General features: G+C 72.7%; 14 protein-coding genes, 1 pseudogene and 1 riboswitch. Of the genes and pseudogenes, 5 read left to right on the top strand and 10 right to left on the bottom strand.

The window, feature by feature from the left end; translation table 11 throughout:
- Position 1: 1 nt before the first annotated feature.
- From AC1DUE_RS18825 to AC1DUE_RS18805, 5 genes are read right to left on the bottom strand one after another with little or no spacing between them, the layout of a single operon-like run.
- Complete coding sequence (locus tag AC1DUE_RS18825) at positions 2-1,108, bottom strand: LLM class flavin-dependent oxidoreductase (protein ID WP_477040937.1); 1,107 nt, start codon at positions 1,106-1,108, stop codon at positions 2-4.
- On the bottom strand, positions 1,105-2,100 hold the full coding sequence (locus AC1DUE_RS18820; RefSeq protein WP_477040936.1) for a GNAT family N-acetyltransferase: 996 nt from the start codon (positions 2,098-2,100) through the stop codon (positions 1,105-1,107). Before AC1DUE_RS18820 ends, AC1DUE_RS18825 begins: the two co-directional genes overlap by 4 nt.
- Positions 2,097-3,443, bottom strand: coding sequence for a M20 family metallopeptidase (locus AC1DUE_RS18815; protein WP_477040935.1), 1,347 nt, complete (start codon positions 3,441-3,443; stop codon positions 2,097-2,099). Before AC1DUE_RS18815 ends, AC1DUE_RS18820 begins: the two co-directional genes overlap by 4 nt.
- The gene (locus tag AC1DUE_RS18810; RefSeq protein WP_477040934.1) at positions 3,440-3,856 is read right to left on the bottom strand and encodes a rhodanese-like domain-containing protein; all 417 of its coding nucleotides are present in this window, start codon (positions 3,854-3,856) and stop codon (positions 3,440-3,442) included. The genes AC1DUE_RS18815 and AC1DUE_RS18810 overlap by 4 nt, the downstream gene beginning before the upstream one ends.
- A gap of 29 nt (positions 3,857-3,885) precedes the next feature.
- Positions 3,886-4,704: an NADPH-dependent oxidoreductase gene (locus AC1DUE_RS18805; RefSeq protein ID WP_477040933.1), complete on the bottom strand. Its 819-nt coding sequence runs from the start codon at positions 4,702-4,704 to the stop codon at positions 3,886-3,888.
- Between the two features lie 175 nt (positions 4,705-4,879).
- Positions 4,880-4,989: riboswitch (SAM riboswitch) on the top strand.
- 44 nt (positions 4,990-5,033) lie between these two features.
- On the opposite strand from AC1DUE_RS18805, the gene AC1DUE_RS18800 reads away from it, so the two are divergent.
- The 4 genes and pseudogenes from AC1DUE_RS18800 to AC1DUE_RS18785 form a co-directional block, all read left to right on the top strand.
- Positions 5,034-6,032 (top strand): ABC transporter permease, encoded by a 999-nt coding sequence (locus tag AC1DUE_RS18800; protein ID WP_477040932.1) that lies wholly within the window; start codon positions 5,034-5,036, stop codon positions 6,030-6,032.
- Between the two features lies 1 nt (position 6,033).
- Positions 6,034-6,948 (top strand): ABC transporter permease, encoded by a 915-nt coding sequence (locus AC1DUE_RS18795; protein ID WP_477040931.1) that lies wholly within the window; start codon positions 6,034-6,036, stop codon positions 6,946-6,948.
- Positions 6,945-8,582, top strand: coding sequence for a dipeptide ABC transporter ATP-binding protein (locus tag AC1DUE_RS18790; protein WP_477040930.1), 1,638 nt, complete (start codon positions 6,945-6,947; stop codon positions 8,580-8,582). The genes AC1DUE_RS18795 and AC1DUE_RS18790 overlap by 4 nt, the downstream gene beginning before the upstream one ends.
- A 64-nt stretch (positions 8,583-8,646) precedes the next feature.
- A pseudogene (locus tag AC1DUE_RS18785) lies at positions 8,647-10,005 on the top strand (ABC transporter substrate-binding protein); the annotation flags it as partial.
- A 199-nt stretch (positions 10,006-10,204) separates the two neighbouring features.
- Here the strand turns inward: AC1DUE_RS18785 and proB are convergent.
- The 5 genes from proB to AC1DUE_RS18760 form a co-directional block, all read right to left on the bottom strand.
- On the bottom strand, positions 10,205-11,353 hold the full coding sequence (gene proB / locus AC1DUE_RS18780) for a glutamate 5-kinase (RefSeq protein ID WP_477040929.1): 1,149 nt from the start codon (positions 11,351-11,353) through the stop codon (positions 10,205-10,207).
- A gap of 49 nt (positions 11,354-11,402) precedes the next feature.
- Entirely contained in the window at positions 11,403-12,926 is a 1,524-nt protein-coding gene (gene obgE, locus AC1DUE_RS18775; protein ID WP_477040928.1) for a GTPase ObgE, read from the bottom strand.
- 203 nt (positions 12,927-13,129) lie between these two features.
- On the bottom strand, positions 13,130-13,390 hold the full coding sequence (gene rpmA, locus AC1DUE_RS18770; RefSeq protein WP_028050268.1) for a 50S ribosomal protein L27: 261 nt from the start codon (positions 13,388-13,390) through the stop codon (positions 13,130-13,132).
- 63 nt (positions 13,391-13,453) lie between these two features.
- The gene (rplU, locus tag AC1DUE_RS18765) at positions 13,454-13,762 is read right to left on the bottom strand and encodes a 50S ribosomal protein L21 (protein WP_477040958.1); all 309 of its coding nucleotides are present in this window, start codon (positions 13,760-13,762) and stop codon (positions 13,454-13,456) included.
- A gap of 282 nt (positions 13,763-14,044) precedes the next feature.
- On the bottom strand, positions 14,045-17,206 hold the full coding sequence (locus AC1DUE_RS18760; protein ID WP_477040927.1) for an Rne/Rng family ribonuclease: 3,162 nt from the start codon (positions 17,204-17,206) through the stop codon (positions 14,045-14,047).
- A 444-nt stretch (positions 17,207-17,650) separates the two neighbouring features.
- On the opposite strand from AC1DUE_RS18760, the gene AC1DUE_RS18755 reads away from it, so the two are divergent.
- Complete coding sequence (locus AC1DUE_RS18755; protein WP_477040926.1) at positions 17,651-19,153, top strand: cytochrome ubiquinol oxidase subunit I; 1,503 nt, start codon at positions 17,651-17,653, stop codon at positions 19,151-19,153.
- Positions 19,154-19,165 lie beyond the last annotated feature (12 nt).

Genomic DNA, 19,165 nt, shown 5'->3' with positions numbered 1-19,165 from the left:
GTCAGACCGCGACGAGCCGGTCGAGGCCGCGGGCACGGCCCGGGTCCTGCGGTCCCCACAGCGTCGTCGACACCTCGGCCCGGACCAGCGGGACGACCTCCTCGGCGAACCGTCGCAGGACGTCCTGCTGCTGCTCGTACGGCAGGACCGGGTTGAGCGAGACGGACTGCAGGTCGTGGCCGTAGGAGGCGTGGTAGTCGAGGATCTTCTCCGCGACGCGCTCCGGGGAGCCGACGAGCGCCGGGCCGCGCTCGACCGCGTCCTCGATGTGCGCGAACGACGAGACCTTGCCGGGCCGCGTCTCGCCGACGTGCCGGGCGGCCATCCGGGCGGCGAAGCCCTCGTAGACCGCGCGGTACTCCTCGGTCGCCTGCTCGGTGGTGTCCGCCAGGAAGAGGCCGCCCGAACCGGAGCCGACGTAGCCGACCGACGGGTCGTGCCCGTGGGCCACGAGCTGCTCGCGGTACCGGTCGATGAGCACCTTGTAGTTCTCGCGGGGCTGCAGCGCGTTCGCGGACACGATCGGGTCGCCGTGCTTGGCGGCGAGGTCGACCGCGATGGTGCTGGTGGCCGAGCCGTGCCAGATGCGGAAGGGGCCGTCGTACGGGCGCGGCAGCGTCGTCGCGTCCGTCAGCGGCGCGTGGAACGTGCCCTTCCAGTCGACGTGCTCTCGGCTGAGCAGCAGGGTGAGGAGCTCGTAGTTCTCCTCGAGGTAGTCGTACTGGTGCTCCAGCTGGAGCCCGAACAGCGGGAAGTGCTTGTCCTCGTTGCCCTTGCCGATGACGATCTCGAGCCGCCCGCGCGAGAGCAGGTCGATCGTCGCGTAGTCCTCGGCGACGCGGACCGGGTCGAGCAGGCTGAGCACGGTGACGCCGGTGCTGAGCAGGATCGTGTCCGTCGCCTGGGCCAGCGCGCCGAGCAGCACGGTGGGAGACGACGACAGGAAGTCGCCGGCGTGGCGCTCCCCCACCGCGAACGCGTCGATCCCGAGCTCCTCGGCCAGCACGGCGGTCTCGACGACGCGCTCGAGGCGGGTGGACGGGTCGAGCAGCTCGCCGGTGACCGGGTGCGGGCCGTGGGGGACGATGTCGAGGACCTGGAACTTCACGAGAGTGCTCCTTGCGTGAGTGGTGCTGTGTCGAGGCCGAACGCGAGCAGGGTGCCGCCGGCGACGACACGGGTCTCGCGCTCGGTCAGCCGGACGAAGCCGAGACGGTGGTAGAGCGCGTGGGCGCCGAGCATCTGCGGCCCGGAGTTCATGACGACGCGGTCGAGGCCCCGCTGCCGGGCGAGTGCGACGACGTGCTCGGTGAGCAGCACCCCGATCCCTCGTCGGCGAGCCGCGGGGTCGACCGCGAGCAGCCGGAAGTCGAGCTCGCCGTCCCGACCGAGCTCGGAGATGTGCTCGCCCGCGCGCGGCGTCGCGACCGTCCCGACCAGCTCGCCGGTCGCGAGGTCCTCGGCCACCCAGACCTCGTGCTCGCGAGCCCGGGCGGCGACGTCGGCGAGGGAGGCGCGGTAGTCGTCGGGGATGTCGTAGTCGTGGGCGTAGGCCTCGACCGACAGCTGCGCGACGCGGTCGTACTCGTGCGGCGCGACCAGCCGGACGCGCAGGCCGGTGCGGGCGACGTCGTAGCGGTACACGACCAGACCGGTGATCGCTTCCCGGTCGACCACCCGCTCGAACCCGAGCCGGTGGTACAGGCGTTGCGCGACGACGTTGCGGGCGCCGGTGTCCAGCACCAGCGCGGTGACACCCCAGGCCCGCGCGCGGGCGACCGACTCCGCCAGGAGCGCGGCGCCGACCCCACGACCGCGAGCTCCCGGCGCGGTGGTCAGCAGCCGCACCTCGGCCTCGTCGTCGCGGGCCTGCCGCGTGTACCCGGTGCCGGCCCGCAGCAGGCTGATCGTGCCCAGCAGCTCGTCGCCGTCGAGCGCCACGAGCAGGTCGCCGGCCGCCGCGCGCCCGGGAGCGTCGCGCAGCAGCGCCAGCCGCGCCGGGTCCGTCGTCGGACCGAACGGCCCGGTCGCGAACCCGTGCTCGGTGAGCTCCGCGACCGCGGCGTGCTCGTCCGGCCGCGACGTGCGCACCTCGATCACGAGAAGTACCCCTCCACGTCCAGGACGCCGCCGGCGTCCTCGAAGTCCTGCCGCACCGCGGCACGCAGCGCCGGGTCGGCCAGATAGTCCAGGGCCGTGAGCGCGAGCCCGACGGCACCGTCGACGGCGGCGGCGTCCCCGCGAGGACCTCCGGCGACCTCCGCGAACTCGCGGGTGTGCAGGGCCACCTCCGGGTCGCTCACCGCGATCATCGGGTGGATGCCCGGGAGCCGGACGCTCACGTTCCCGAAGTCGGTCGAGGCCGCGAGTATCTCGGGGACGACGCCCCCGGCCAGCACGGTCCGCCCCTGACCGGCCTGGTGCACCGCCCAGCGCTCTGCGAGCGGTCCGTTGGTCCGGACGGGGAGCGTGAACGGGGCCGCGTCCCAGACCAGCTCGGCGGTCGTCCCGGTGGCCAGCGCGGCGCCCCGCGCGATGTCGGCGAGCCGCTCGGAGAGGTCCTTGAGGGTCGTCGGGCTCGCGGACCGGACGTAGTACTCGACGGTCGCGCGCTCAGGCACCACGCTCGGCCGCGTCCCGCCCTCGAGCACCACGCCGTGCACACGGTCGCTCGGCGGGATGTGCTGCCGCAGCATCGCGACCGCCTGGTAGTTCAACGCGACGGCGTCGAGGGCGTTGCGGCCCATGAACGGGCTGGCCGACGCGTGCGCGGCGACCCCGTGGTACGTGACGCGCAGCTGCCGCCGGCCGAGGAACGGGTGGTCGACGACGTCGAAGCCGAACGGGTGCACCATGATCGCCGCGTCGACGCCCTCGATGAACCCGTTGCGCGCCAGGATCTCCTTGCCCGAGCTGCCCTCCTCCGCCGGCGTGCCGAGCAGGAGCACCCGACCCGGCAGGTCCAGACCGTCGGCGACCGCTCGGACCAGCGCGAGGAACGCCCCCGTCGCGGCGCCCGCGATGAGGTGGTGCCCGCACGCGTGACCCACCCCGGGCAGCGCGTCGTACTCGGCCAGGATCGCGACGGTCGGACCCGCGTCCTCGCGAGCCGCGCCGTCGTCGGGCCCGGCCTTGGTCAGCCCCGCGCGCAGCGCGGTCGACAGGCCGTGCGTCCCCACCTTCGCGGGCACGCCGCGCGCCCGCAGCAGGTCCGCGATCGCCGCGACCGAGCGGACCTCGCGGAACGCCTCCTCCGGGTGGGAGTGGATCGCGTGCGCGACGTCGAGGAGGTCCCCCTGGCCGGCGCTCGCCGCGTCCCGCACGAGGGCGCGCGACGTCTCGTCGGCCCCGTCGAACGGGGAGGTCAGCGGGACGAACGACCCGCGTCGGCGCTCGGTGAGCGCGCGCAGCTCGTCGAGGAACGCGGTGGAGGGGGTACTCATCCGGCGGTCGGCTCCTCGGCGGGCAGGCCCGCGTCCTTCCAGGCACCGAAGCCGCCGTCGACGTGGACGACGTTGGTGAAGCCCTTGGCGCGCAGCTCCGCGGCCACCGGGCCGGACCCGCGCACCGAGCCGCAGACGACCACGATCGGCGTGTCCAGCGAGACGACGGGTGCGTGGTGCGTGGCCGCGGCGAGGTCGAACTCGTCGTCGATCGCGTACCGGTCGCCGACCGTGGCGCCGGGGATCGCGCCCGTGCGCGACCGGCCCGTCTCGCTGCGGACGTCGAGCAGGAACGCGCCCTCGGCGACGCGCTCGGCGGCCTCCTGCGGGGTGACCGCGGGCGCGAGCGCCGCGGCGTCCTCGAGGCTGAGGTGCTCGGCGGGGGCGCCCGGGCGGGCGGTGGTCTCGGTCATCGTGCTCTCCTTCGTCGTCGTGCCTGTGCTCATCGGAGCCGGAAACCCTGCGCCTCGAGCGCCGAGCGGAGCTGGTCGCGACCGTTGAGCGCCGCGGGGCCGGAGAGCCGGGCGAGCAGCCGGTCCGTCCAGGAGTGCGACAGCCCCTCGAGGGCGTAGAACTCGCCGATCCGCTCCTCGTAGCCGGCGACCGCGTCGGCGTGGTCCGCGTCGTCGTACACCTCGTGGTGCAGCACGGCCGACTGGGGCAGGCGCGGCTTCACGCGCGTGTTCTCGGACAGGTCGGGCCGCCCGACGACGAGCCCGAACGCGGCGAACACGTGGCGCGGCAGGTGGAGCAGTTCGGCCACCTCGGCCGGCCGGTTGCGCAGCGCGCCGATGTACACCGTCCCCAGCCCCAGCGACTCCGCGGCGAGCACCGCGTTCTGCGCGGCCAGCGCCGCGTCGACGAACCCGACGACGGCCGTCTCGAGGTAGTCCGCGCCCTCGGTCGGCGCGTCGTGGGCCGCGGCGATGGCGTGGGCGCGGCCGAGGTCGACGAGCCAGACGAGCAGCAGCGGCGCCTGCGTGATGTGCGCCTGGTTGCCCGCGAGCGCGGACAGGGCCGACCGGCGCTGGTCGTCGCGCACGGCCACGACGCTCCACAGCTGCAGGTTCGAGCTGGTCGCGGCGGACTGCGCGGCGGCGACTACGGCCGCGAGCTCGGCGTCCGAGACGTCGTCGGGCAGGTACCGCCGCACGGAGCGGTGCGCGAGCTGCAGCTCGATGACGTCGGAGGTGGCGACGTCGTCGGGTGCGACACCGCCGTAGCGGGCGTCGAGCGTGGACGGGAGGAGGGCGACGGACATGGTTCCCCTGGTGAGCGCGCTGTCGGAGTTCGCGGGGAGGGTGAGCCGCCCGGATGCCGAAGTCAACGAACCGTCGGCGACGTCTCACATCTCGGTCCTCGGGCAGTGCGTCCAGTCCGTGAGACGCAGCGGCGGATCGTTGACGACCCCGCGCCTCGTCCTTACCTTCGCGGCCGGTATCGAGTCCCGACGCAAAGCCCTGGTTGGTCGGGCAGCAACCCTTCACGTGACGGGGTGCTCCAGGTGACTACCCGGCACGGCGTTCCCGCCGTGCAAGCACAGACGACGGAACGAGGACCCCCGATGCGCGCCTTCCCCCGGGCCCCGCGATGAACCGCTACGTGCTCGCCCGCCTCGGGCAGGCGCTCCTCGTGCTCTGGGCCGCCTACACGGTGTCGTTCGTCGTGCTCTACGCGCTGCCGGGCGACCCGGTCTCGCTCATGTACGGCGGCGAGTCGTCGGACGTCACGCCCGAGCAGCTCGACGCGCTGCGCGCCCAGTACGGCCTCGACCAGCCGCTGCCGGTGCAGTACCTGACACAGCTTGGGGGCGTCCTGCGCGGGGACCTCGGCACGTCGGTGGTCCTGCACCGGCCGGTGACCGGCCTGATCGCCGAGGCGATCCCGCCGACCGCGGCCATCGCGGCGGCCGCGTTCGTGCTCGCTCTCCTGGTCGGCGGCGGGCTGGCCATCGTCGCGACCCTGGTGCGCAGCCGCGGCCTGTCCAACGCGCTGCTCGGCCTGCCCCCGCTCGGGGTCGCGATCCCGTCGTTCTGGTTCGGTCTGATGCTCGTCCAGTGGTTCTCGTTCCAGAACCCGATCTTCCCAGCGGTGGGCAACAAGGGGTTCTCCTCGATCGTCCTGCCGGCGGTGACGCTCGCGGTGCCCACGGCGGCGCTGATCGCGCAGATGCTCTCGCGCAGCCTCCAGCACAGCCTGCGCCAGCCGTACGTCGACACGGCCCGTGCCAAGGGCGCCGGCTCGGTGCGCGTCCACTTCCGGCACGCGTTGCGCAACGCCTCGCTCCCCGCGCTCACGGTGACCGGACTGGTCATCGGCGAGCTCCTGGCCGGGGCGGTCGTCACCGAGACCGTGTTCTCCCGTGCCGGGATCGGCCGGCTCACCGCGACGTCCGTCAGCGCGCAGGACATCCCCGTCGTGATGGGCGTCGTCCTGTTCGCCGCCGCCGTGTTCGTGCTGGTCAACCTCGCGGTCGACCTGCTCTACCCCCTGCTCGACCCGCGGATCGTGCGGCACTCGCGTCCACCGAAGGCCGCGGCCCCGGTCGCCGCGGCCGCGGTCCGTGAGCCCGCGACGGCGGGGGTGTGACATGACGGACCTTCTCGACGACCTCGCCACCACCGCCGCCGACCTCCCGGCCGACGCGCCGCTGGATCAGCCCGACGAGCAGACGCGCGGGCGGTTCGCCTGGGTCGGCGACCTGCTGCGCAGGCCCGGGCTCCTCCTCGCTCTCGTCTGGATCGGGTTCGTGCTCGTGGCGGCGTTCGTGCCGCAGGTGCTCGCGCCCGGCGACCCGCTCACCGGAGTGCCGGCCGACAAGCTGCAGGCCCCCTCGTCGGCGCACTGGTTCGGCACCGACCAGCTGGGTCGCGACCTGTACACGCGGGTGGTGCACGGCACGCAGCTGACGCTCGAGGCGGCGCTCGTGGCCGTCGGCGTCGGCCTGCTGGTCGGGGCCGTGGTCGGTCTGGTCGCCGGCTTCGTCGGTGGCGTGTTCGACGACGTCGTCATGCGCGTCGTCGACGTGCTGCTGTCCATCCCCGCGCTGCTGCTCTCGCTCGCGCTCATCACGGCGCTCGGCTTCGGGACGGTCAAGGTGGCGATCGCGGTCGGCCTGGCCAGCGTCGCGACGGTCTCACGCATCATGCGCTCCGAGGTCCTGCGTGTGCGCTCGTCGGTCTACGTCGAGGCCGCGCACGCCGGCGGCAGCCGCTGGTGGTCGGTCCTGTTCCAGCACGTGCTCCCCAACGCCTCGGGCCCCGTCGTCGTGCTCGCCGCCCTGCAGCTCGGCACGGCGATCCTCGCGGTGTCCGCACTCAGCTTCCTCGGGTACGGCGCTCCCCCGCCCGCGCCCGAGTGGGGTGCGCTGGTGTCCGGCGGTCGCGACTACCTGCGCACGTCCTGGTGGCTGACCACGCTGCCCGGCCTGACGATCGCGCTCAGCGTGCTGGCCGCGGGCCGCCTGTCGCGTGCCCTCGACCGGCACGACGGGGGTGGGGCATGACCTCCTCCGAGCGGCTTCTGACGGTCACGGACCTCGCGGTCGCGTACCGGACGCGTCGCGGCACGGTCCGCGCCGTACGGGACGTCTCGCTGCACGTCGACGCGGGCGAGACCGTCGCCGTGGTCGGCGAGTCCGGGTCCGGCAAGTCGACCACCGCCGCCGCGGTGGTCCGGCTCCTGGCGCCGGCGGCCGTGATCGACCACGGGAGCATCGACCTGCTGGGCCACGACGTGGTCCACGCCTCCCACCGCGACCTGCGCAACGTGCGCGGCGTCCTGGTCGGCCTGGTCCCGCAGGACCCCACGGTGTCGCTCAACCCCGTCACCCGCATCGGCGACCAGGTGGCCGAGGTGCTGCGCATCCACGGTCTGGCCGACCGCAAGAACGCCGAGATCGAGGCGATCGAAGCACTGCGCCGGGCGGGCCTGGCCGAGCCGGAGGTCCGGGCGCGGCAGTACCCGCACGAGCTCTCCGGCGGCATGCGACAGCGCGTGCTGATCGCGATCGCGCTGGCCGCCCAGCCGCGCCTCCTGGTGGCCGACGAACCGACGAGCGCCCTCGACGTCACCGTCCAGCGGCAGATCCTCGACCACATCGAGGACCTCACGGCCGGAACTGGGACGGGGGTCCTGCTCATCACGCACGACCTCGGCGTCGCCGCGGACCGGGCCGACCGCATCGTCGTGATGTCGCAGGGCAGGGTCGTCGAGCAGGGCACGCCCGACCAGGTGCTCGGCGCACCGAGCGACCCGTACACCCGCGCGCTGCTCGCTGCGGCGCCCAGCCTGCGCGGTGCCCGCACCATCGCCGCGCCGGTCCCGCCGACCGCCGTGCCGGCGCTCGAGGCGCGGCGCCTGACCAAGGAGTTCCCGCTCCCGCGGTCCGCCGGCGGGGGCACGCTCCGTGCCGTCGACGACGTCTCGTTCGTCCTGCCGCGCGGGCGCACCCTCGCGCTCGTCGGCGAGTCCGGCTCCGGGAAGTCCACGACCGCCCGCCTCGCGCTGCGGCTGGCGGAGCCGACGTCGGGCTCGGTGCTCGTCGACGGCCAGGACGTGACGCACACCCGCGGCGCGGCGCTGCGGCTGCTGCGCCGGCGGATGCAGGTGGTCTACCAGAACCCGTACGCGTCTCTCGACCCGCGGTTCTCGGTCCAGCGGATCGTGACCGAGCCCCTGCGCGCGTTCGGCGTCGGCTCGCGCGCCGAGCGTGCCGCCCGCGCCGCCGAGCTGCTGGACGTCGTCGCCCTGCCGCGGACCGCGCTCCAGCGCCGTCCCGCGGAGCTCTCGGGCGGGCAGCGGCAACGCGTCGCGATCGCCCGCGCGCTCGCCCTGAACCCGGAGCTCGTCGTGCTCGACGAGCCCGTGTCCGCGCTCGACGTCTCGGTCCAGGCCCAGATCCTCGACCTGCTGACGGACCTGCAGGTCGAGCTCGGGCTGTCCTACCTGTTCATCTCGCACGACCTGGCCGTCGTCCGGCAGGTCGCGCACGAGGTGGCCGTCCTGCAGCGCGGCCGGGTGGTCGAGCAGGGCCCGGTCGAGGGCGTGTTCGCGCACCCGGGCGACCCGTACACCGCCGAGCTGTTGTCGGCGATCCCCGGCGGCCGCGTGCGCGCCGGCGAAGGGGGTGCGTCGTGACCTCGTGTCGACGTGACTGAGCCCCCGCGCCGCCCGTCACCCACCCCCAGCAAGGAGCACCACCATGTCCGTCCGACGACCCTCGCGCCGTCAAGCCGGCCTCCTGACCGGCATCGCCACGCTCTCCCTCCTGCTCGCCGCCTGCTCCTCGGGCTCGGACGACGCGGGTTCCGACGAGAGCACGTCGACCGCCGCGGCAGACGCCCCCGTCGACGGTGGCGACCTCACCTTCGCCATCGGCAACGACCCCATCTCGCTCAACCCGCCCGCCATCGGCTCCGGCAACGACACCTGGTACGTGACCCGTCAGCTCGTCGACTCCCTGCTCTGGCAGGACCCCGCCGACGGCTCGCTCAAGCCGTGGCTGGCGACGAAGTGGGAAGCGAACGCCGACGCGACCCAGTTCACGTTCACGCTGCGCGACGACGTGACGTTCTCCGACGGCACGCCGTTCACCGCGGAGTCGGTGAAGAAGAACTTCGACGACACCGTCGCCGCCGGCGCCAAGTCCTCCGTCGCCGCGAACTTCGTCGGGTACGCCGGCACCACGGTCGTCGGCCCGACCACCGTCACGGTCGCGTTCTCGTCTCCGAACGCGGCGTTCCCGCAGGCCACGTCGGCAGTGGGTCTCGGCTTCGTCGCCGACTCCACGCTCGCCATCCCGTTCGACGACCGCGCCAGCGGGACGGGTGTCGTCGGCACCGGGCCGTTCACGCTGGACCACTACACCAAGGACACCGAGACGGTCCTGACGGCCCGCGACGACTACGCGTGGGGCCCGCAGGGTCGCGAGAACACCGGCAGGGCGCACCTGGACACCGTGACGTTCCAGGTGATCCCCGAGGCGGGCGTGCGTACCGGCGCGCTCACCTCCGAGCAGGTGGACGTGATCGGCGGCGTGCAGCCGACCGACATCGAGACGCTCAGCTCCTCCGGGTTCGACCTGGTCAGCCGCGCCAACCCGGGCATCACCTTCGGCCTGACCTTCAACGAGGGCGGAGCGCTCGGCTCCGACCCGGCGGTCCGCGAGGCCATCGCGCTCACGGTGAACCCGACCGAGGTCCGCGACACCGCCCTGAACGACGGCTTCGCCGTGGCGACGAGCCCGCTGGCCAGCACGACCCCGGGCGTCGCCGACGTCAGCAAGGACATCGTCACGGACCCGAAGAAGGCCGCGACGGTCCTCGAGGACGACGGCTGGGTCAAGGGTGCGGACGGCATCTACGCGAAGGACGGCAAGCCGCTGGCGCCCGTCCTGGTCTGGATCACCAACTTCTCGCCGAACCAGACGTCCGTCGAGCTCATCCAGCAGGAGCTCAAGGCCAACGGCATCGACGCGCAGCTGTGGAGCGGCACGGTGCCGGACTTCCAGGCGAAGCTGAAGGACGGCTCGTTCGACCTGGTCTGGGGCAACCTGAGCCGGGCCGACGGCGACGTCCTGCGCACGCAGTACTCGACGGCGGCGACGAACTTCTACAAGCTCGCCGACCCCGAGCTGGAGGCGCTGCTGCAGAAGCAGCTCGCCGTCAGCGACCCGACCGAGCGGGACGCCGTCCTGGCCGACGCGCAGGAGCGCCTCGCACTCGTGGGTGCCATAGGCCCCACGAGTGCGGACGTTGCTCTCAGCGGCGCTTGCGGACCAGGACCAGGTCGTCGCGGTGGACGAGCTCGCGGTCGTAGCCCGGGCCGAGCTCGGCGCGCAGGTCCTGGGTCGAGCGGCCGAGCAGCCCGGGCACCTCGGAGGCGTCGTACGCGACCAGCCCCCGGCCGATCAGCGCGCCGTCGGGTCCGACGAGCTCGACCGGGTCGCCCTCCTCGAAGGCCCCCTCGAAGCCGGTGACGCCGGCGGGCAGCAGCGAGGTCCCGCGCTCGACGACCGCCCGCACGGCGCCCGCGTCGAGCACGAGGCGTCCACGGGTGTGCGCGGCGTGCGCGAGCCAGAGGCGTCGGATCGACGTGCGGCGGCCGGTCGCGGTGAACCACGTGCCGACGTCCTCGCCGGCCAGCGCCTGCGCGGCCTGGGCGGCGGACGTGAGGATGACGGGGACGCCGGACTGCGTCGCGATCGCGACCGACTCCAGCTTGGTCACCATCCCCCCGGTGCCCACGGCGCTCCCCCGCGACGCGACGTCGATCCCTTCGAGGTCCTCGGCGTGGACCACGGACGCGATCCGACGACTGCCGTCACGGGACGGGGGCCCGGTGTAGAGCGAGTCCACGTCGGACAGCAGCATCAGCGCGTCGGCGTGCACGAGGTGCGAGACGAGGGCGGCGAGCCGGTCGTTGTCGCCGAACCGGATCTCGTCGGTCGCCACGGCGTCGTTCTCGTTGATGACCGGCACGATGCCGAGGTCGAGGAGCCGCGTCAGGGCGCGGTGCGCGTTGCGGTAGTGCACGCGACGGACGGTGTCGTCGGCGGTGAGCAGCACCTGGCCCACCTGCAGCCCGTGCCGCCGGAACGCCTCCGTGTAGTGCGCGACCAGCAGCCCCTGACCGACCGACGCGGCGGCCTGCTGCGTCGCCAGGTCCTTGGGGCGGGTCGCCAGTCCGAGCGGGCCGATGCCGGCCGCGATCGCGCCGGACGACACGAGCACGACCTGGCCGCCCGCCGCCCGCCGCGCCGCGAGCACCTCGACCAGCGCGTTGAGCCGCTCCGGCGCGAGCCGCCCGTCCGGCGTCGTCAGCGACGACGACCCGATCTTGACGACGACACGGGACGCCGAGACCAGCTGTTGGCGGTCCTGCAGGGCGTCGGCGGTCACGACCGGCATTCTGCCGCGCGGGAGCGGCGCAGCATCGCTCATATCCGCGGGGCGGACGTCACTCCGAGGCCGCGTCGGTCCAGACCCCGGCCTCGCGCTCGGTCCACAGCTCCTCGCGGGCCTCGGTCTTGGCGTCCATGCGCTCCTTGTACTCCTGGCGCTTCTCGCCGCGCGTCGGACGCGAACGGTCCTCGAGCCGAACGTCGACGCCGCGCGGGCCGCCCAGGAACTCGGACCCCGTCATGAGGGTCGGCTCCCAGTCGAAGATGACCGCGTTGTGCTCGGGGCCGATGCGCACCTCGTCGCCGGGCGTAGCACCGACCTTGAACAGCTGCTCCTCGACGCCGAGGCGCGCGAGCCGATCGGCGAGGTATCCCACGGCCTCGTCGTTGGCGAAGTCCGTCTGGCGGCACCAGCGCTCGGGCTTCTCACCGCGCACGGAGAAGTAGACGCCCTGACCCTCGACCTCGCGACGCGTCACAGTGAAACCGGCGTCGTCGACGGCCTTGGGCCGCAGGATGACCCGCGTGTTCTCGGGCTTCGGCGCGTCACGGCGTGCCTTGTCGACGATCTCGCCGAGCGCGTACGTCAGAAGCTTCAGGCCCTCGTGGCTGGCGGTCGACACCTCGAACACACGCAACCCGCGCGCCTCGAGGTCGGGCTTGACCATCTCGGCCAGGTCACGGGCCTCGGGGACGTCGATCTTGTTCAGGACGATGATCTGCGGACGCTCCGTGATGGGGACCCGGCCGCCCTCGATGCCGAGGTCGCCGGCGTACGTGGCCAGCTCGGCCTCGATGACGTCCAGGTCGGAGATGGGGTCGCGGTCGGGCTCGAGCGTCGCGCAGTCGAGGACGTGCACGATGACCGCGCACCGCTCGATGTGGCGCAGAAACTCCAGACCGAGCCCGCGTCCCTCGGAGGCACCGGGGATCAGGCCGGGGACGTCGGCGACGGTGTACCGGGCGGTGCCGGCCTGGACGACGCCGAGGTTGGGCACCAGCGTGGTGAACGGGTAGTCGGCGATCTTGGGCCGGGCAGCGGAGATCGCCGCGACGAGGCTGGACTTGCCGGCGCTCGGGTAGCCGACGAGGGCCACATCGGCGATGGACTTGAGCTCCAGAACGATGTCCTGCGTCTCGCCCGGCTCGCCGAGGAGCGCGAATCCGGGAGCGATGCGCCGGGCCGAGGCGAGCGCGAAGTTTCCCAGACCGCCACGGCCTCCAGCGGCGACGACGATGCTCGCGCCGAGGCCGACGAGGTCCGCCAAGACGTTGCCCTCGGCGTCCTTGACGACGGTGCCGTCGGGCACACCGAGCACCAGGTCGGCACCGGTCGAGCCCGACCTCCAGTCACCCATGCCCTGGGTGCCCGACGGGGCGCGACGGTGCGACTGGTGGTGGAAGTCGAGCAGCGTGGTGACCTGCGGGTCGACCTCGAGGATCACCGACCCACCGTTGCCGCCCGCGCCGCCGTCGGGGCCGGCCAGCGGCTTGAACTTCTCCCGGTGGATGGACGCACAGCCGTGCCCACCGTCACCGCCGGTCGCGTGCAGCACGACCCGGTCGACGAATGTCACCACGGCTGAACCTCCTTCACTGCTTCATCTCGATACTCACACGCGAAAGGGGCGCACCGCACCGGTGCGCCCCTCCACGACTAGCTGACGCGGACCGATGCCGCGCGTCATGACACTCAGACCTCAGTACTTGCTGTCGGTCCGATCCTGCATTCCGCTCCCGGCACGTGACGCTCCGCGCCCCGTATCGTCCGCTTCAATTCGGATCAGACCTCAGCGGCCACCACGACGTCGATGACCTTGCGGCCACGGCGCGTCCCGAAGGTCACGGCGCCCGGGGCGAGGGCGAACAGCGTGTCGTCGCCGCCACGGCCGACGTTCACGCCGGGGTGGAAGTGCGTGCCGCGCTGGCGGACGATGATCTCGCCGGCCTTGACGACCTGGCCACCGAAGCGCTTGACGCCCAGGCGCTGGGCGTTCGAGTCGCGACCGTTGCGCGAGGAGCTCGCGCCCTTCTTGTGTGCCATGACGAACCTGCTTTCGTGCTCAGAAGTGTGTGGGGTCCGCAGCCGGCAGGCCGCGGCGCGAGATCAGGAGATGCCGGTGACCTTGAGGCGGGTCAGCTTCTGGCGGTGACCCTGGCGCTTGCGGTAGCCGGTCTTGTTCTTGTACTTGAGGATGTCGATCTTGGGACCCTTCTCGTCCCGCACGACCTCCGCCGTCACCTTCACCTTGGCCAGCGCCGAGGCGTCGGTGGTGACCGTCGCACCGTCGACGAGCAGCAGGGCGGTCAGCTCGATGGTCGAGCCGGCCTGCGCGGAGAGGCGGTCGACGACGACGACGTCGCCGACAGCGACCTTCTCCTGGCGGCCGCCAGCCTTCACGATCGCGTACACCACGTTGCTGCTCATCTCTGCTCGTCGAACTGCCTGTGTCAAGAAACTGTCATAGAACTGCTGGTGTCGTGCCTGCCCCGCGTCCGCGCACATCCCGCACCACCGGTGTGCACCGGTTCCCGTGGGGGTTCGCGTCGACGCTGATCTGTCAGAACAGAGCGGCACGCATGATCAGCGCGCACACGACGCGCCGACGTTCAAGAGTACGGACCGCACGGGCCAGGGTCAAACCTGGACGGCTCCCCCGCGGGCGACGTGACCGAACGCACGCCGCCCCGGGGCAGCTCAGTCCTGCTGGGGCTCGCCGTCCGGCTCTGCGTCCGCCTCGAACACGTCGGCCGGGACCGGCGTCAGCTCGAGCTGCTCGCCGCCGTCGACCGCCTGCTCGCCGTCGGCGACCGCTCCGGCACCAGGGTGCGAGACCGCGAGCTCCGCGAGCACGTCCAGCGCCGGCGGCGCAGGGGGTGCCTGTTCGGTCTCGACCTCGGAGACCTCGTCGGCCGGCGACTCCTGGTCGACCACGACGGCGGCGTGCTCGTGCTCGTGCTCGTGCGCGTGGGCGGCGGCCGCGGCGATCGTCGCGAGCGTGGCCTTGACGGCCTCCCGCGCCTCCGGCAGGACCGGGACACCCGCGTGCGGCGCGTGCGAGACCGGCTCCTTGGCGGTGCCGCCGCGCTTGCGACGCGAGCGGGCGCCGGCGCCCTCCCCGTTCGAGGGGGACTGCTGCTCGCCGGCGTCGGGACGCTGGTTGTTCTTCTCGATCGGCTCCTCGTGCACGATGAAGCCGCGCCCGTGGCAGTGCTCGCACGTCTCGCTGAACGCCTCGACCAGGCCCTGGCCGACGCGCTTGCGGGTCATCTGCACGAGGCCGAGCGAGGTGACCTCGGCGACCTGGTGCTTGGTGCGGTCACGGCCGAGGCACTCGACCAGACGACGCAGCACGAGGTCACGGTTCGACTCGAGCACCATGTCGATGAAGTCGATGACGATGATGCCGCCGATGTCGCGCAGCCGGAGCTGACGGACGATCTCCTCGGCGGCCTCGAGGTTGTTGCGCGTCACGGTCTCCTCGAGCGTGCCGCCCGAGCCCGTGAACTTGCCGGTGTTGACGTCGACGACGGTCATCGCCTCGGTGCGGTCGATCACGAGCGAGCCACCCGACGGGAGCCAGACCTTGCGGTCCATGCCCTTGGCCAGCTGCTCGTCGATGCGGTGCACTGAGAAGACGTCCGTCTCGGACGTCCAGCGCTCGACCTTCTGCGCCAGGTCGGGGGCGAGCTCACCGATGTACGACGAGATCGTCGACCACGCCTCGGCGCCCTCCACGACGAGCTTCGAGAAGTCGTCGTTGAAGATGTCGCGGACCACGCGGATCGCCATGTCGGGCTCGCCCTGCAGCAGGGCGGGGGCGGACGCGGTCTTCGACTTCTTCTCGATCGCCTCCCACTGGCCCTGCAGGCGCGCGATGTCCGCGCGCAGCTCGTCCTCGGAGGCGCCCTCGGCGGCGGTGCGCACGATGACGCCCGCCGAGTCCGGGACGATCTCGCGCAGGATCCGCTTGAGGCGGTTGCGCTCGGTGTCGGGCAGCTTGCGGCTGATGCCGGTCATGCCGCCGCCGGGCACGTAGACCAGGTACCGGCCCGCGAGCGTGACCTGCGAGGTCAGACGCGCACCCTTGTGGCCGATCGGGTCCTTGGTGACCTGCACGAGCACCGGGTCGCCGGACTTCAGCGCCTGCTCGATGCGGCGGGCGGACCCGCCCTCGAGGCCGGTCGCGTCCCAGTTGACCTCGCCGGCGTACAGCACGGCGTTGCGGCCCTTGCCGACGTCGACGAACGCGGCCTCCATGCTCGGCAGCACGTTCTGGACCCGGCCGAGGTAGACGTTGCCGACCATCGACGTCTGCGCCTGGTTGGACACGTAGTGCTCGACCAGCACGCCGTCCTCGAGCACCGCGATCTGCGTCCGCGCATTCTTCTCGCGGACGATCATCGTGCGCTCGACGGACTCGCGGCGGGCCAGGAACTCCGACTCGGTGATGATCTGGCGACGACGACCGGCGTCGCGGCCGTCCCGACGACGCTGGCGCTTGGCCTCCAGCCGCGTGGAGCCGCGCAGCGCGGTGACCTCGTCGCTCGGCGTGCGCGTGCGGGCCGGGCGCTGCTCCCCGCCGCCCTCGCTCGAGCCACCCGAGGATCCGCGACGACGACGGCGACGACGCCGGCTCGAACCGCCCTCGTCGGACCCGTTCTCGTCGGCGTCGGCCTCGTCGGAGGCATCCTCGTCGGCGCCGGCGCCCTCGTCGGCGTCGGACTCGTCCTCGTCGGACGCGCCCTGACCGTTGGGGGCGTCGGAGCGGCTGCGACGGCCACGGCCACCGCGGCGACGACGGCGGCGCGGTGCACCCGTGCCGGTCCCTGCGTCGTCGGACTCGTCCTCGTCGGACTCGTCGTCGACCTGGTCCTCGGCGCTCTCGTCCGCGCTCTCCTCGGACTGGGCGAGGTCCTGTGCGAGGTCACGCGCGAACGCGGCCTCGAGGTCGTCGGCGGCCTCGTCCTGCGCCTCGTCGGCGCCTGCGGCTGCACCGGCTGCCCCGCCGCTGCGACCGCGGCGGCCGCGGCGACGCGAGTTGCGCGACGCCGAGGTGGTGGCCTCGCCGGCCTCGACGTCGGCGCTCTCGACCTGCTCCGGCTCGACGACCGGGGCGACCGCGGCCTCGTCGACCTCGGCGCGGTGGGCGGCCTCGGAGATCTCCTCCGGGGAGCCCGTGCTGGCCTGGGCGCGGCGGCGGCGGGGGCGGGTCGCGCTCGGGTCCGGCGCCTGGAAGAGCAGCGCCGTCGTGGCGAAACGCGGACCGGTGGTGGTCGTGCTGGTGGTGGACGCCGGCTCGACGGGGGCCTGCTCGGGGGTGCTCGACGCGAACTCGGCGAGCACGTCGAACGCGGGAGCGGCGGCTGCCTCCTCCTCGACCTCGGCGTCGGCCTCGGGCTCGACCTCGGGCTCGGCGACCGGCTCGGGAGTCGCGACGGGGCGCGTGCTGGCTCGGCGGCGACGGGGCGCCTTGGCCGGGGGTGCGTCGTCGGGTGCAGACGCCTCGGGCTCGGCAGCGGCCGGCTCGGCAGCGGCCGGCTCGGCAGCGGGCGCGGGCTCGACCGGCGCGGCGGCCTCGTCGGCGCTCACCGGGACGACGGTGCGCGTCACGCGGCGGGACTTCTTCACGGGCGCCTTCGCCGGCTCGGCCACCGGGGCGTCGGGCTCGGCCACGGGGGCCTCGGCGACGGGGGCAGGCTCCGGCGTTGGCAGCGTGGTGACCGCCTCGACCGGGGTCTCGTTGCTGGGCGCTGCGGTCACGCGGGTCGCACGGCGACGGCGCGGGGCGGCCACGGGTGCCTCACCCCCGGCCGGTGCAGCTGCGCTCTCGGTGGTGGGGGTGTTCTCGTCGGTCACGCGAAGTGCTCCTGGGTACCGAGCATCGCCACCCACACATCAGGCGGTACTCGGCAGGTCGGTCGTCGCACGCGTTCTGCGCGGCGACGGAAAGTCGGCGGTCGTGGCTGCTGCACCGAGTCGGCGCCATCGCCTGCGAGGCCGGGCCGGCGTCCCGATCTGGGGCGTCCGGCTGGCAGGGCGGCGGCTGGCGCGCACGACAAGCTGATGCTGCGAGCTCAAGGGTCCCGTGACGGTGTGGTCGCCCAGGGAGCCGCGGCCAGTATCGCACAGCGACACCCCAGTCGCAGCGTCCTCGACACGGCCTGTCGTCGGGACTCCCCCAGCCTCGTCGTACCGCACGGCTCAGATGTGGCGAACCTGCCAAAGGTCCCTGGTCGCAGACCTGGCCAGGAGGGGCAGGATGGAGGCACTCGCCTCGACCACCCCCGACGGAGGGCTCCCGTGGACCCGCTCGACCTGGCCCGCCTGCAGTTCGGCGTCACGACCGTCTACCACTTCATCTTCGTCCCGCTGACGATCGGCCTGGCCCCCCTGGTCGCGATCATGCAGACGATCTGGGTGCGTACCGGCAACGAGCGTTGGCTGCGGCTGACCAAGTTCTTCGGCAAGCTCCTGCTCATCAACTTCGCGATCGGTGTCGCCACCGGCATCGTGCAGGAGTTCCAGTTCGGCATGAACTGGTCCGAGTACTCGCGGTTCGTCGGCGACGTGTTCGGGGCTCCGCTGGCCATGGAGGCGCTCGCCGCGTTCTTCGTCGAGTCCACGTTCCTCGGCCTGTGGATCTTCGGCTGGGACAAGCTGCCCAAGAAGGTCCACCTCGCGACGATCTGGGCGGTCGCCCTGTCCACCAACCTGTCCGCGTTCTTCATCCTCGCGGCGAACTCGTGGATGCAGCACCCGGTCGGCGCCGTCTGGAACGAGGCGACCGGGCGCGCCGAGATGAACGACATCGGCGCCGTGCTCACCAACTCGACGCTGTGGGCCGCGTTCCCGCACACGATCTCGGCGGCCTTCGTCACCGCGGGCACCTTCGTCGCCGGCATCGGCGCGTGGTGGATGGTCCGGCTCGTGCGCGCCGGGCAGGTCGACAAGGCGCGCGACATCTACCGGCCCGCCGTCGTCCTCGGCGTGATCGTCATGTTCGTCGCCGGCGTCGGCGTCGCTCTCACCGGCGACCAGCAGGCCAAGCTCATGTTCCAGCAGCAGCCGATGAAGATGTCGTCGGCCGAGGCCCTGTGCGAGACCGTCGACGGCGCGTCGTTCTCGCTGCTGGCCATCGGCGACCTGAGCAACTCGTGCGAGGGCGTCAGCCACGTGATCGAGATCCCGGGGCTGACCAGCTTCCTGGCCAGCGGCGACTGGAACGCACCCCTGCCGGGCGTCGAGGACCTGCAGACGCAGTACGAGGAGAAGTACGGGTTCCCCGACGCGGCCGGCACCCCGATCTCGTACCAGCCCAACCTGCTCATCACCTACTGGTCGTTCCGCCTCATGATCGGCTTCGGCATCGGCTCGGCGGCGCTGGCGGTCTTCGCGTTCTGGGTGACCCGACGCGGCCGCGTGACCGGCAACCCGTGGATCGGCCGTCTGGGCATCGTCGCGATCGCGACGCCGTTCCTGGCGTCGACCTTCGGCTGGATCTTCACCGAGATGGGCCGCCAACCGTGGGTGGTCGCACCGAATCCCACGGGCGTCGACGGCGTGTGGCTGCTGACGCAGAAGGGCGTCTCGACCGTGGTCGGGACGGGCACCGTCGTCACGTCGTTGGTCACGTTCACGCTCCTGTACGGCGTGCTCGCGGTGTTCTGGTACCGGCTGATGCACCGGTACACGATCCAGGGCGTCGCGGACACCGAGCGCGACCCGAGCCCGGACAACCCCGACAACCACGTCGACCCCGGCGACCCGGACGCCGCGGCGCGCCCGCTGTCGTTCGCCTACTGAGAGGGCCAGGGC

The sequence above is a fragment of the Cellulomonas sp. P4_A2 genome (genome assembly GCF_056402515.1).
Note: the sequence above shows the minus strand (reverse complement) of the source record. Positions and strands in the feature narration are given on the sequence as shown.